11 protein-coding genes and 1 pseudogene are annotated in these 14,320 nt (G+C 41.8%); 1 reads left to right on the forward strand and 11 read right to left on the reverse strand.

Annotation, left to right across the window (positions count from 1 at the left end; all coding sequences use genetic code 11):
- Window positions 1-525 precede the first annotated feature (525 nt).
- From RBK99_RS13530 to RBK99_RS07615, 8 genes are all read right to left on the reverse strand, one after another.
- A complete protein-coding gene (locus tag RBK99_RS13530) occupies window positions 526-1,449 on the reverse strand; it encodes a DMT family transporter (RefSeq protein ID WP_411161973.1) in 924 nt (307 codons plus the stop codon).
- Window positions 1,450-1,780: 331 nt separating this feature from the next.
- Entirely contained in the window at window positions 1,781-2,698 is a 918-nt protein-coding gene (locus tag RBK99_RS07585) for an ATP-grasp domain-containing protein (RefSeq protein ID WP_317503996.1), read from the reverse strand.
- Between the two features lie 31 nt (window positions 2,699-2,729).
- Window positions 2,730-3,479: a glucose 1-dehydrogenase gene (locus RBK99_RS07590; RefSeq protein WP_317503997.1), complete on the reverse strand. Its 750-nt coding sequence runs from the start codon at window positions 3,477-3,479 to the stop codon at window positions 2,730-2,732.
- The gene (locus RBK99_RS07595; RefSeq protein WP_317503998.1) at window positions 3,466-4,821 is read right to left on the reverse strand and encodes an aminotransferase class III-fold pyridoxal phosphate-dependent enzyme; all 1,356 of its coding nucleotides are present in this window, start codon (window positions 4,819-4,821) and stop codon (window positions 3,466-3,468) included. The genes RBK99_RS07590 and RBK99_RS07595 overlap by 14 nt, the downstream gene beginning before the upstream one ends.
- Window positions 4,818-5,612: a 3-methyl-2-oxobutanoate hydroxymethyltransferase gene (gene panB, locus RBK99_RS07600; RefSeq protein WP_317503999.1), complete on the reverse strand. Its 795-nt coding sequence runs from the start codon at window positions 5,610-5,612 to the stop codon at window positions 4,818-4,820. The genes RBK99_RS07595 and panB overlap by 4 nt, the downstream gene beginning before the upstream one ends.
- A gap of 556 nt (window positions 5,613-6,168) precedes the next feature.
- Window positions 6,169-6,456: a hypothetical protein gene (locus RBK99_RS07605; protein WP_317504000.1), complete on the reverse strand. Its 288-nt coding sequence runs from the start codon at window positions 6,454-6,456 to the stop codon at window positions 6,169-6,171.
- A 193-nt stretch (window positions 6,457-6,649) separates the two neighbouring features.
- On the reverse strand, window positions 6,650-6,913 hold the full coding sequence (locus tag RBK99_RS07610) for a hypothetical protein (RefSeq protein ID WP_317504001.1): 264 nt from the start codon (window positions 6,911-6,913) through the stop codon (window positions 6,650-6,652).
- A 437-nt stretch (window positions 6,914-7,350) separates the two neighbouring features.
- The gene (locus tag RBK99_RS07615; RefSeq protein WP_317504002.1) at window positions 7,351-8,346 is read right to left on the reverse strand and encodes an Abi family protein; all 996 of its coding nucleotides are present in this window, start codon (window positions 8,344-8,346) and stop codon (window positions 7,351-7,353) included.
- Window positions 8,347-8,885: 539 nt separating this feature from the next.
- Here RBK99_RS07615 and RBK99_RS07620 point away from each other — a divergent pair.
- Window positions 8,886-9,575: a hypothetical protein gene (locus RBK99_RS07620; RefSeq protein ID WP_317504003.1), complete on the forward strand. Its 690-nt coding sequence runs from the start codon at window positions 8,886-8,888 to the stop codon at window positions 9,573-9,575.
- A gap of 109 nt (window positions 9,576-9,684) precedes the next feature.
- On the opposite strand, the pseudogene RBK99_RS07625 reads toward RBK99_RS07620, so the two are convergent.
- From RBK99_RS07625 to RBK99_RS07635, 3 genes and pseudogenes are all read right to left on the reverse strand, one after another.
- Window positions 9,685-10,467: pseudogene (locus RBK99_RS07625) on the reverse strand (DUF6710 family protein).
- A gap of 61 nt (window positions 10,468-10,528) precedes the next feature.
- Window positions 10,529-11,203 (reverse strand): hypothetical protein, encoded by a 675-nt coding sequence (locus tag RBK99_RS07630; RefSeq protein ID WP_317504004.1) that lies wholly within the window; start codon window positions 11,201-11,203, stop codon window positions 10,529-10,531.
- Complete coding sequence (locus RBK99_RS07635; RefSeq protein WP_317504005.1) at window positions 11,200-14,262, reverse strand: N-6 DNA methylase; 3,063 nt, start codon at window positions 14,260-14,262, stop codon at window positions 11,200-11,202. Before RBK99_RS07635 ends, RBK99_RS07630 begins: the two co-directional genes overlap by 4 nt.
- Window positions 14,263-14,320 lie beyond the last annotated feature (58 nt).

Raw genomic sequence — 14,320 nt, forward strand, 5'->3', positions numbered from 1 at the left:
AATCACTGTCCGGATGATACCGAAATGCTTGTCCGGCTCAGACCGAAATCAATGTCCGGATGACCCCGAAATACGCACAGGCTAAATTCAGTTTGATTCAGTGCTGATAAACTGTTGAACCTAGTGAATCGTGAATTTACAGTACAAACGGCCGAATCAACAGTGGGTTGTCAAAATCACCGATGTCGCTACCTGACCAAACTTTGTGTACGTCGCCTTCGGAACCTATGTCTTGTCACGCAAGATTGTTGGCTGACTGAGGATGGAATCTGCTCAGACACAAATAATTCTGAATTACTTAGAGCGGGCGCCATGGTCACGAGTAAACCGCTAAGGGTGAGTTAACTTTACTTTAACTGTAGGTGGGGCAACGGTAGAACCCAAGTACAAGTTATCGTATAGTGGTCAACACAAACTTTGAAATAAGCTTGAGGGACCACCGGGATGGACAGCGATTGCATAAATTTTTGCAAAACAAATTCGCCATTGCTTTCGGAGTCTATTTTGGGAAGCTCAGTGATGCTATTATCCTGTCTTTCTTCGATTGCTAGAAATAGAACGGGGAAGGAGTATAAATAAACCAGTAAAGATAATAACTATCCCCCAAATTATTTGTTCGGATAGATCTTTGTTAAAAACGACCGTGTCGAGCCCAACCGAGACGACGGGGAAAAGAGCTATGATGTAACTAAAAAGGCTCGGAGCAATCTTGTCAATTAATAAGTAATAGCTAAAGAAGCCTAACACAGTGCATACTAGAGACAGGTACAGTGTCGAAGTGGTGAAACTAAAATTATAAGGAATTACTAAATCTTGTTCACTCTCTAAGAAGATTGTGGCCGTTATAATCAACGCCCCCCAGCACATTCCATAAGTATTTGCGGTAAGCACAGATATACCTTTTTTGGAATTTCTTAAAGCAATCATATTACCTATAGATACAATATAGGCCGCGCAAATCACTAGCAAACTACCTTTGATAAGGGTTGGAATGGTGATACTTGAAGGTAGGGGCGATTGAAGAGCTATAGCTACCCCCCCAATACCGAGGATACATCCAAAAATTACACTCATGGTTATCTTAACTTTATAGAAAATCCTTGCGTTAAGTATGTTCCAAATCACCAATGTGGTGAAGATTACGGAAGATAACGAGCCTCCCAGATATTGGATACCTTCGTAGACTAATAAATAATTGAGGCTAAAGTTCGTGGCGCCAAGAGCTATTACGAACAGGTGATCTAAACCTGTAAGTTTTCTTTCATCTGGTTTAAGGAGCTGATAACAGAAAACCATTATTACAGCGGCTATGATGAACCGCAGAAATAGTGAGAGTTGGGTAGATACATAGTCTAGCTGTACGTCAATAGCTACCCATGCGGAGCCCCACGAAAATACCGTGAAAAGGTATAGCAAACCCACTATTGTATTTTGATAATTCATCCTCATGAAAATTTTCTAAGCCTCGAAAATAAACGACTTCGAATACCACCTCTCAAGTTCGGCGACGTTCTCTAGCATCTGTTGGTAGCAATCTGCTTTTATTACTACACCCAGTATATAGTCACCAACTGATGTACCGCCTGAGTAGCGTTTACCGTCACAGAAATTTTCATATACTTCTTTAACACCCAAATACTCAGGGGTTTTGGAATCTAAAACAGAAAGAGTTCCTTCCAATGGTGGGAATGTGAGCCATGCTGCATATGCTGACTGTAGCTCAATATTGTTTGATGTACTATCGAACGGAATGCCGACCTGTTGACCAATATGAACTTCATTAATATTGAATAGATAAACGTGCCTGAGAACTTGTGGAACCAAAGCACCGGGGGGGGCGCGAAGCAATTTCTCCAAATACCATTTCATTCGCGGGCGTGAGAAACATTTCGCAATGGAAAGTGAGTTTTTCGGGTTTAGGGAGGGCACTTAAAACCTTGTAAGTAAATTGCTTCAAACGCTTCGCTAGCTCGGACGTTTGTTCTAGGGTGTGGCTGCCGACAGCTTTTCCTTCCAAAAAGTTTAAGGTGGTACCAAAATACTTACTGGCGCAAATGAATAACACCTCATTATTTTCGACTATACCATCGACGTGGAATAAATCTCCTTCGATTAGCTCTTCAACGAGAAAAGTATCGTCACTCTGCCTTATTCCCTCTTTTAATTCAGACTCTGTATAAACTAGAAACGTTGCAGATGAACCTAAACCATCTATAGGTTTTACGACAACTGGTAAATTAAAATATTCTAAAATACTTGTCGCTGTTGCTTCCAAGCTACCCAATGTTGTAAAAGTTTTGAATTTTGGAACACGAATCTGAGCGTCCTGACACAACCTTTTCATAATGGACTTGTCACGGAAAGCTTCCGCAGACTGTACACTTTGTCCGGGTACGTTAAAACTCTCTCTGATTTTTGCCGCGGCGATAAAGTCAGTCTCATAGTGTGTGACTATACTCGTTATCCCATGGTTGGCTAACAGTTGGGTGGCTACAGGTATTAGCGAGTCAGGATCCGTGTCCAGATAATGAACTTCTTTATAAAGTTTCTCATCAACGTGCTCTGGTCGGCAGGAAGTCATTAGGTAGAGGGGAGAAACATCACTATTATCTTTAAACCACTCACCAATTCGAAACGTCGGTTCGGTAAGAAAATTGTAACGCTGAATGATTAGAATACCATCAGTACAATCTGACATATCGCATCCTTTTAATAAGTTTTGGGCCGTTTTAAATGCAGCGACCACCATCAACTTCTAGTGCAATACCCGTAACCATACTTGCATCGTCTGACGCAAGGTACAGGGCTGCGTTGGCGATATCATTAGGAGTGGACAATCGGCCTAGCGGTATCGTCGATGTGAATCTTGAACGATTCTCAGGTGTATCATCCATCCCCATAAATTTTTCAAGAAGGCCGGTTTCACCCATGACGGGGTTGATTGCACAAACACGTATATTTCTGTCTGCCAATTCAATTGCCATTGATTTAGTAGCAGCAACGACAGCTCCCTTTGATGCATTATACCAAGTAAGTTCAGGTCGAGGCCTTATTGCAGCAGTGGATGCCATGTTTAAAATAACAGATTGGGAATCACCTGCCATCAGAGGAAGAGCCAATTTGGATGTCCAAAATATGGCTTTGACATTGATATTGAAAACTTTATCAAATTCGTCTTCCCCGACCTCATCTAATGGAGCCCGCGCATGCGTGTATCCTGCATTATTAACAAGAATATCGACCTTCCCGTACTTGCTTGCTAAAGAGTCAAACGCTCGGGTGATTTCAGCTGAAGCTTGAAGGTCACATTGGATAAAATGGGCGGCATCGCCAATCGAGTCCGCGACTTTTTGGCCGTTTTCTACGTGATTGTCCAGAATAATTACTTCAGCGCCTTCTTCAGCAAATAAACGGCAAATAGCTTCGCCGAATCCGGAAGCCCCCCCGGTAACTATAGCGAGTTTATTATACAATTTCATTGATAACCTTCTGAGCAAATTCTTCAGTTTCTTTCAACGTACCGTTGAAAATCTCCAAAATGTCATATATCTCAGCTTCATTGATGATGAGAGGCGGGCACAGAACAATAGTGTTGTTGGCCAATAATCTAGTGATCAGCCCTTTATCTTTTGCTCTTTCATAAAAGAACTGCCCGACAGTATTTGAAGGAAACGGTGTCATTGTGTCTTTTGATTGAACAAACTCCACTGCAGCCAGAAGTCCCTTACCTCGAATTTCACCAACGAAAGGACTTTCTTTAAATGCGGTAAGCCCTGAAAACAGAAGTTGACCTTTGCGGAGTGAATTATTGAATAGGTCATCTCTTTCGTAAATTTCTAATGCTTTGAGGGTTACGGCACAACTTACCGGATGGCCTGTATAGGTGAATCCGTGCCCGAAGCTTTTGTTTTGCGCAAATGACTGAATGGGCTCAAAGAACTCCTCGCTTACGGCGATTGCGCTAATAGGAGCGAACCCGGCGGACAGTTGTTTCGCAAATGTCATTACGGAGGGGGACTCAATACCCACCGTAGTACATCCGAAATCCGCCCCCGTCCTTCCAAAGCCACATATGACTTCATCAGCCCAAAAGTGAATATTATGTTTAGATAAAACCTTTTGTAATGCGGGATAGTAGGATGATGGGGGAACGATAACTCCTCCTGCGCCAACAATCGGCTCAGCAACGAAAGTGGATATAGAGTCAGCCCCCTCTCTTTCGATTAGCTTTTCAAGATTAGCCATAATTCTTGCAACGAAGTCAGCTTCAGTCTCTGCAATTTCCCTTCCTCGGAGATAATGGGGGTGGTCAGTTCTCAAAACCCCCAAAGGGTCGACTGGCGGATTAAAGTAATTTCGGCTTGATGGGAGATGCGTTAAAGCGGATGTTCCGTATGTTACGCCATGATAAGCCTTCTCCCTAGCTATGACTTTACGCTTAACTCCGTCTGTACTGTTAGCGCGATATTGAATAAGCTTCAATACTGAATCATTTGCATCAGAGCCTGAACAGCCGAAAAATATTTTAGCATTAGCCATCGGAACCATGTCGCGGAGCTTTTGCGCTAACTCAATTGCTGGCTCGTGTGAGGTTCCACTGAAAAGGTGGGAGAATGAATTCTTTCTCATCTGCGTGGTTGCCGCTTCAATGAGTTCCTCATTGCCAAAGCCCAAAGCTGCACACCATAGTCCCGCAACACCTTCTATGTACCGTTTACCTTTATCGTCGAACACGTAAATCCCCTTCGATTCGACAATTTTCATGTTAGCTTGGCTTGATAGGTTGGTACCTGGATAAATTACTGCATCTGGATTAATCATGTGTATGTGTGCTCTTTTTCGGGAAAAGAACCTTCTTTCACGGAGTCAACGAAGCTCGATATAGCACTTTGGATTGAGGGTTGGCCCTCCATAAAGTTTTTAACAAATTTGGGAGGTCGCCTTGTTAGACCGATGAGGTCATGTAACACCAGCACTTGGCCATCAGTGTGTTTCCCTGAGCCAATACCGATTACTGGAATACTAACGGCTTCAGTTATTCTTTTCGCCAGCTGCTCTGGCACACATTCCAAGACAAGTATAACGGCGCCGGCATCCTCCAGAGCCACGGCAGCTTGGAAAATTGAATTTGACTCTTCTTCGGATTTTCCGAACACCCGGTAATTGCCGATAGCGTTAATGTATTGCGGAGTAAGCCCAAGGTGGGCGCAAACTGGAGCACCTACTTTTGTCAGAGACTCAACGATAGGAGCAAGTGTTCCATCACCTTCAATTTTGATTACGTTGGCACCTGCTTGAAGCAGTTTCTTTGCATTGTTGATTGCTTCTTCTTCATTGGTGTAGCTCATGAAAGGCAAGTCAGATAATATCAAGCATTTAGAGTTGGCTTTAACAACGCTTTCAGTGTGGTAAATCATATGTTCCATCGTAACCGGAACAGTTGAGTCATGGCCTTGTAGCACCATCCCTAGTGCATCACCAACTAGGATAGTTTCAGAATTAGCTTCGTTTATAGCCGCCGAGAACGTGGCGTCATAGCAAGTAATGCATGAGAATTTTTCATTATTTCTCTTCATTTCCGCAAGACGTGGAAGAGTTACCTTGTTACTCATTTTGAATCCTTTTAAATTATTGTTTATAAAATAGATGAATAGAAAATGCCTCAGCTATTATTAAAATAGCAATTATAACATTGTCTTTACAACCATTTAAAAAGTAAAGTCTATTGTAAAATCCGAATTATTACGTCAGATCTTCGGGCCTGCTGATGTAGAGCCTCAAGCTGAATTTCCAGTTATTAGTTGAATCTAAGATTTATCAATAGGCACTTTAATTTATATATGTACACTTTCAATTAGCTTTAAAACTTACAAGGTTATTATTACTGATAATAATGGATGGGTGGAATCGTCAGCGTATATATTCAGTCAGAATACGGCGCGGAGTGCTGACTACTGTAGCTATAAAGTAACTGGTTTTACCGTGGAATATCGCTCGGGCCTGGACATCATGCCTGACTTACCTAGCTATAAAGAGGGCGCTGTTCTTGGGCAAACTGGCGGGCTTACCTCAGAGTTGGGCTGCTAATTTCAATTATTAGACGGGGAGCCAAAAAAGATATGGCTCCTCTGTCTTTTTGTATGGTTCGGGCGAAGACTGCGCTTTGGTCTAATTGCTGTCACATGCGCATCCGGGGTCTTTAGTGCATGTCTTGCTTTTAGCTATACAAGAATCGCCACATGCCTTTCCTTTCTTGCAGACTTTACAACACTTCTTAGCTTCACTTAGTAACGTATCTGCAGATGACCCACCGTCAGGAGAAACGCAATCTTCTTGCTCTGCTATAGCAATTGAGCTTTCTATATCTGATACGCTTTTAGCTCCACTTAGGCTATCACTGGCTTCAGCAAAACTTAAAGTTAATAAAAACATTAACGAGACAAGTAGGTATTTCATGAAGCTTTATCCTTATTATGGTTGACCGCCGATTGGCGAGATAAGTATTAGCCCCACTTTCCATTAGCGCAAGCTTTTACGTTGCGGTTCCAATATTTCAGCTTCTGTTGCGGTTCGTCCTGTCCGAAGAAATTCAATTTTTAACATGATTTTCTAACTAAGCATTCAGCTGGCCTAGTTGTATTTCCAGTCGTCAACTATTCAAACCATGAAAAGTCTGAAAGTCCTTGATTCTATCGAACAGCTCTTTAAAACATGTCTCGCATAAGTCAAAATGAAACGAAGCGCCATCTTGGTTTGAACCGTAACCATAAGAGGCATGTAATACGCCAAACTCATTAAAGCCGTTAAGGTTCTCGCGATGCTTTTTTTGAAACTCAGGAACAACACTAGCTCCACAAGCGTCACAGCTAATATCAGTAATAACGCTTACAGATTGGTGGGCTTTTCTTCTCATAGGTGGTTACCTTAACGCCAATAATGAATCTCAATATAGGCCAACTAAACCTCTCAGAAGTTGCTAAAAATTTTGGAATGCCGCCAGTCCCAATGAATCATCTGACGGTTTTTAGGTGGGTGATAAATCCACCTAATATGTGGCAGTTTTAACGTTGCCTTCTGATTATTCCAAAGCTATCCGTAGTACGCAACTAATTTTATCAATATCGGTTAAAGGCATTTTCCTGAATAGCGATGGTTCTTACCGGAGCTGAGGTTATATAGAATTGGTGTAACGCCTTTAGCTTTCCATTTATCTTGCGGCTATTTTAAAGATGGGAAGTACTTTGGAAGGTGATGGTCAGTTTGAAAACATTAACTATTTAGCGTCCACGCTTTCTAAAAAACAAAAGTTAGAGCTACTGAATAGCTTGATGAATTACCGAATCTAACTTTTTAGTCTATGAAAAGGTCGATTGATAGACCATTTGCAGGGATTCCCATTGCTCCCATGACATCAAATGGTAGATCGGGTATAGATTCTATTTCCTCGAGTACGTGTTGGATCCAGTCTGAATTTGGACCTATATTTCTCACTAAGTACCAAATTATAGTTATGAGGCCATAAATCTTTTTTTTATGCTTGTTGTCGAGGTTGAGACTTGTAAAGTATTCAGTATCCGCTTTACCTTGCTCAGTTGGTATGCGTATAGGGTTGTTTTGCGACTGGTTCCAGACTCTAGTGTGGTGAGCGCACCTATTCCGAAGAGTATTTAGATCTTGAAGCCATCTAACCAGTAGAGATGAATTACTAACGCCCAACTTTGCTGCGACCTTGTTTTGATAGGAGCCTTTTAATAATTCGAAGTATTTTGACACTGTACCAAAAGACCAAGCTTCAACAGCCACCCAAATCGGTAGGTTTTTTTCATTCCTCGTGTGCCACAGGATGCAATCTTCTTTGCTGCGTGATAGTTCTGACTGTTGTCGAGTAGACCACTCAATCCAAGAGTTTCTTACTCTTCCACCCTTATAGTAATTCTTCAATTCAGAAGGATTTATAAATTTCTGCTTTTGGTATGCTAAAGGATCTTGTCGCCCTAGTTCGTGGGCTATTATTGTTCTTAAATGAATTTCAATGCGTTCTATTGCATCTAACAGCAATAACCGAAGACGTTTATCAAACTTATAGAGAAGGAATGTATTGTTGAAGCTAGAATTAGGTAAGAACTGGCTTTTACGCTTCGGTTTACCGTTGACTTTGACTACTTGACCATCTTCATCGCGCTCTATAACTCGACAAGGATACCAAAAGCCACTTAATCTGTAGTAACCGACTTGCGACACTTTTCGCACAGCACGAGTTGTATCTTCTACAGTCATTCCACGAGAGTCAAGAAGCTTAATGAGCTCCTCATAATCCATGAATGGCTTAACTGCTGATAACGGCAAGTTTTCTCATCCCCTGAAAACAAGAAGGCCTAGACTTATTACTCATATTGCTACGAGTAACAGAGGCCTAGGCGCGATTGGTCGGAGATTATAAGGATTAAAGAAAAATTGTCAAATAAAATTATACTCTACTGTCGATTCAGGGAGCCTCAGCTTTTTCCGTGAAACTCTTCTCTCGCTTGATAAATCTCATTCAGACTGGAACGCCACTGATTTGATAGGTGCCCCATAGCCATAGATTGGAAGGAACCGAGAACCATAGGCCGTTCCTGGGGCATTCCTCTTTCTACCTTATAAGGTAACTTACGCGCTATCGACTGTTCTGTAAGACGGGTTCTACCCAGATTTTACGGACACATCCAAAACGAAGCATAATATGCCCATAACAATTTACCCTCGGTTTATAAGTGCTCTCGAAGCTTGAAATCCCCGATTAATTACTCCGTGTGGTCGGAAAATGTAGTAAATGGATATGGTTACATTAACAGTAATAGTATGTAGGCTGAGATGAGGTAATCAGAATAAGACGGTAGCGTTCAATGAAGAATACTTTACAAGACTGGTTTGTAACAATAATGGCTGTCTTGGCTCTTATATTTCTAGGTATATTGGTTGGCTCGGACTCAGATACGTTTCAGGGCACTGCGAGTGGGATATCTGCAATTGGCACACTTTTGCTTGCTGTGGTTGCGCTGAAAAGTCTAGAGCATTGGAGAGAGCAGGAGCTTACGACGTTCAGGGCAAACAATGCAGCCGAGATATATAACCTTCTAGTGACTGGAGTAAAAAGCGCTAAGACCTTACTAACTAATCGACCTAGCCTCCGAGAGGCGGTAGAGCAGGAAATGAACGAGGATACTTTTCGCAACTGGAAGTTTGACCATTTAAACGCACAGGTAAATCGTTTTTATAACGAAATTGAGCTGTTAGATGCCGAATTAATGGCAAAAGCCCGAGTGTTAGGGAGCGATTATTATGCTAAGTGTGAAAAAGCACAAGGAATAATGGTAGAAAAGATCAGGGTACTTAAAGACTTCAGGTTTGAGCTCCACAGCCTGAACGAGGCAAATGGGTTATGGCCATCCTCTTCTCTTTTAACAGAGTTGAAAATACACGAGTTGGCTGACTTTGAGTCGCTTGAAGATATCTATGTTGCCGATTTACATAAAACACTTACAGCATATAGCCGATTAATTAAGGAACTAGAGCGCTATATCGATTTTAAGTGAACGTTGGGAAGTCCAGATAAACAAGCGTTAAAGGTTCAGTTACAGTTTCCATTAGCTATCGGCTTGGTTATCGCTTCAGATCTTAAACCCATACTATAAAAATTGCTGATTAACCCTTAAAGGGGGAGTCTTCCAAGGCTTTGATTCTTCGTGCGATCTCCCAGCACCAACCGAATTCCTGGTATCTAGGCTGACCTATCTTACGGTCTTTATTATCTCGCCAATTAACCCCATCAAAATACACTTCGTCAATTAAAGGGGAGATATCGTGAACTTCTTCAGGCACAAGGCTTCCCTCTCCGGTAATAATACCTTGCATAATCGAGTGGTTCCCTCCACCAACCCAGCCAATCATTAATGGGTAATGGTATATCACAATATGATTTGAGGGGTCTTACTTGAAAGTACCCTGAGCGCGAAACTCTCCTATAGAGCCTATGTTTCTCAAAATCCTCAAAGGGTGCCAAGGAGTCGGCAACACAATATCTGAAGATAGTTTTAAACGCGGATACAGTTCAGTATTCTTAACCGCGCACTCTTCGGAGGTGCACCAGTCTATAAAAGTTCTATGACCATAAAACGTATTGTTTAGGCTGAATTGTAAATAGCTTTTGAACCCAAGGTCATTTGTCCAACTCAGGGACTCCCTAGTTTTATGATCAGGCATTAAGTAGGTGTCTCTTAAGTGCTCTGACTGGATAGGTCTCAGAATTAACTTTATTAAATCCTTTAATCCTTCGACATTCCCAACTTCGGCAAGCTTATCGGCTCGCCTAAGAAGGTTTAAGAACGGACTATTTTTTGGGACCCTAAAAAGTTTGTTCATTCTCTGGTAATAGACTGTATGTTCAGTAATTGAGCCCTCTCGGGTGAAATCATTCATGATCTCCATAAAATCGTTTCGCTAGGACTCAATTTAAATAGTTTGGAGGAATTAGTAAGTTCATAGATTTTCATTTCGGAAAATTTATAAAGCAGTGGCCCAAAACTATTGTTCCGCCCGCAGGAGCCAAGTCTATGGGTCGATTATGCTCTGTCTCGAACTCAACTACTTCATCCATATCAGGCGACTGCCTTATATAATTACTTTTTTCATCTGGTACCATACACAACCTTTTTCTAGTGGTTGGTTTATCAAGAGATTTTATCAAGCTTGTAACAGTTTCTTGCTTGTCATCAAGTACCATACCCACCATAAATGCTACCGGTAAATTAGTAGCGTAATAACCGTCGACAAAGCGACGTATGCCGTGTTCATTTTTATACGGACTAAGGTTTCTTTGAGCTATTTTCTTAAACTCAAAAATCAAGTAAAGAGGCCCTGGGTTGGCGTCTTCCAAGCGGTTAGAAAAGTAAGTGATATCTTTACGAATTCTGTTAACTTGTCCGTTTTTTATAACTCGAGCATCTCTATCTTCGTAGGTCCATTTTCCATTAAGTCCAGACGCCGCTTTAAACTTCTCCAGCAATATCCAGAGCTCTTCAGTAAGAATCTCTTCTCTAAGCCTCGGTGAATATTTTTGCGGTTGCTTATCACAGCCAAGAGCCCAAGTGCTTAATATTTCTTGAACCACTTCTGTTCGAGATTCAGATGGAAACGCCAGTCGCCAAGCATCACTCATTTTCATAAATCAGCCCCATTTACTTCTTGCCGTAAGACCTCATCCACCAGATCTACTACACGGTCAACGTCCTTATGAGCTTCTCCTGTCATCCACAGCCTTGAGACTAAAGGCTTAACTAGATAAAAAGCATCTTTAAATCGAATCACTGCATCAGTTGCCAGATAAAAATTCTGGTGAATAGCCAATGGTAAGAGTCCATGCTCAGAAAATGCTCTAACTAAAGCATCAACGGCTAAATCATCTTCCAATACAACGTCGCTATCTGTATTTTCAGTTGTCTCACTTACAGAGACACGGATAATTCCGAGAGGGCCGCATGTTGATTCCCTGTTTTTATGGATCTCAACATTAAACATTCCACGGCCATTCCTGACATCTCTCCGACGCTCCAACTCCGCCACTAACGCTTCTACATAGTCAACCAGAGCAGCTCGAGTCGGTTTTACCGTAAGTGGCGACGACAGTTGCTGATAACTGCCTGGCTGAATATTTGGCGCTATTCTATCAGCAACCTCCCGTACACGATTTTGTTCATTTATGTTCAACCCAAAATACTCGAAAATTTGTGAGTCTACATGTCCTCTATTGTATTCAGCTTGCAGCAACCTTGGTTCTTGTTCCAAATGTTTTAAGTAGTCAGAAACTTCCTGAATGATTTCTCTTGCTCTCAATGGATTGTCATGTTTTTCAGGGGGAACAAAAGGAAGCTTTTTCATGTCTGTTAAGGTAATGCGTTCTCTTTCAAAATTTATTTGATAAGCAGTAAGCATTAGTATGTAAGTGGCTAAACTCGAGTTCAAGAAAGCTGAGATAAACCGCAAAATATTGGCATCAGAGTCTGAGCCCTTAATAACTCCTATACTACTTTTAAAGGAAAAAGACTCATCAGAAAATATTGCTCGGATGCCTCGCATTGACGATAGACCATCTACGAACAGGATTCGCGGACCTTCAAAAATAGGAACTGCTGGGATTTTAGCTACCGTTTGAATTCTTTCTGGAAAGGTACTCAACGTTTCCCTATCCAAAACAGGTAAGGATGCGTCGAAGCGTTTTGCATCAAGAAAAGGCATTGCACGTAATGGTTCAGCTGGCTCCGGATTTTTTACTCCACTGTCTTTTGCGTGAAAGCCCTTACGAGTTATCCAGCGGGCATCCTTTTGTAATAGGGTTCCTAAAGAGCCTTTCAACTGAAGTTTGGTAATTAGCGACAAATCTAAGCGTGTGCCCCAGAATAGGGTGGTAAGAATGCTGTTGTCACTAACAACATACCGGGTACTGATTCTATGTCTATCAGATGCGTGTAAGGTAAGTCGACCAAAAGCGTAGCTAATATCCGCTTTTGGCACCCAGTATTCAAATGATTCACTACCATCGACCCAGCATTCATCAGTCTGACGGGTTTCCGCGCAAGCTATAACACACGGTTGCTTTGCATCTTCAAACAGTAACTTTCTTAAATCCCCAAAGTTAGTAAGTGATAATAAGCGATATTGTTGGAGCCAACTCGAGAGAAACTTCTGACTAGTTGCAGCTGCCATCACACTCACTGGTAAGATTAAGCAAACCTTTCCATGCTCCTCAAGAAAATCTTTCACGCGATACATGAAAGCAGCTGCGGTTTGCCGTCTAGGTAAATGTATACCAATCTTTTTCGCCCATTCGTCGCTTTGTAACCACTCCTCTTTATCGGGTTCAATCCATGGAGGATTCGATAGAGCAATTGTGAACTTTGAATCTGCTAGTAAATGCCCATTACTATCTGAGAAAAAGTCGCCCTCTATCTCACCAGCAAATAAATTCTGGCCTCGTAATGTAGGCAGTTTTACTTCAGCATTACTTGTCAGTAATGAAATATCTTCCGGTTGCATCCCTTCCAACATAGAAAGGTAGAGGCTAAAAGCCGTAACTCGACAAGCAGGTACACTGAGGTCCGCTCCGAAGATATGTTTTTCTAGAAGCTTTTTTCGTTCAGAAAAAGAAATTCGACGCTCTTCTTTAGCTTCTTTAACCGCCAGCATTCTCCTATAAGCGGTTGTCAATAAAATGCCAGAGCCACAGGCTCCATCGAAAATACGTTCAGAGAGTATATCGCTGGAAAGAGACAACGCTTGGTCAACAGCCAGAACGGCTAGGTGACGCGGCGTATAATAAGCTCCAACGTTGCGTCTATCATCGGTAAGGAATGATTCGTAAATTCCTGAGATTAGCTCAACAGGGATATAACGGAAATCGAATTTCCATAGACTCTGCTGGCCACTATCAAGGTCGCTATTCTCTAAAAATTCATTGAGTCTTTGTAGAGCGGGCTCTGGTAGACCCATCCATAATTTTTTAGCTCCCGTCCCGGGCTCTAAAAAGTCACCATTAAAATCCACTTTCAATTGCTCAATTAAACGAACAATGCCTTTGCGATGGTTATTGGCGACCAGGAGGTCTAGTCGTTCTAGGCCATGAAGTCTTCGATAGCTATCATTAATAATATCGCGGTGTTCTAAATACGCGACGAATAAGACTTGCGAAACTAAATACTGCGAATCTATTTTCTCAAGTCCAGCGGCTTGAAAGTCTTTTACAATTCTAGACAAATTACGCAGCAGGAGTTGATCCACCCGCATTTCAGGCCGAAACCAGTCGGGATGTCGCAAAAATAATTCACCGGCCTCAAAATCTCTGCGAGAGTAAGCTCCACTATGATTAGCCTTATCAAAAGGCAACACTTCAAAGTCATCAGACCGTTCATTGACCGGAATTGCAGTGGCTTTTTCATGGTCTACGACTAAAACAATTGAAATGAGATTTTGGTTCCAGACTCGTTCTCGTATGCTATTTATATTTTCTGTGGATTGAACATTCTCACCAGTTCCATCAAGAAAACAAATTGTAGGCATGTCATCAATGCTGAAAACAGCTTTAGCCTGAATTGGACCATCGAGTAATTCTAATATTTCTGGTCGGTAAGGTTGCTCTGGTCTAACTTCTTCTCCATCACAGTACAAGGCGTCGGCGGCCGCTGAGTAGCCCCAAGCATCCAACCATTTTTTGACGACTTGTACAGTCACATTTAAATCCTTTACTATTGTTATTTAGTTTGAGTTTATCATAATTCACAGGATACTC

Source organism: Idiomarina solivarensis (assembly GCF_033052755.1).
Lineage (GTDB): Bacteria > Pseudomonadota > Gammaproteobacteria > Enterobacterales > Alteromonadaceae > Idiomarina.

Coding starts and splice junctions, on each gene's coding strand:
- RBK99_RS07620 (WP_317504003.1), top strand. CDS start 8,886: ATGAAGAATACTTTACAAGACTGGTTTGTAACAATAATGGCTGTCTTG.
- RBK99_RS07605 (WP_317504000.1), bottom strand. CDS start 6,456: ATGAAATACCTACTTGTCTCGTTAATGTTTTTATTAACTTTAAGTTTT.
- RBK99_RS07595 (WP_317503998.1), bottom strand. CDS start 4,821: ATGATTAATCCAGATGCAGTAATTTATCCAGGTACCAACCTATCAAGC.
- RBK99_RS07585 (WP_317503996.1), bottom strand. CDS start 2,698: ATGTCAGATTGTACTGATGGTATTCTAATCATTCAGCGTTACAATTTT.
- panB (WP_317503999.1), bottom strand. CDS start 5,612: ATGAGTAACAAGGTAACTCTTCCACGTCTTGCGGAAATGAAGAGAAAT.
- RBK99_RS07630 (WP_317504004.1), bottom strand. CDS start 11,203: ATGAAAATGAGTGATGCTTGGCGACTGGCGTTTCCATCTGAATCTCGA.
- RBK99_RS13530 (WP_411161973.1), bottom strand. CDS start 1,449: ATGAGGATGAATTATCAAAATACAATAGTGGGTTTGCTATACCTTTTC.
- RBK99_RS07610 (WP_317504001.1), bottom strand. CDS start 6,913: ATGAGAAGAAAAGCCCACCAATCTGTAAGCGTTATTACTGATATTAGC.
- RBK99_RS07590 (WP_317503997.1), bottom strand. CDS start 3,479: ATGAAATTGTATAATAAACTCGCTATAGTTACCGGGGGGGCTTCCGGA.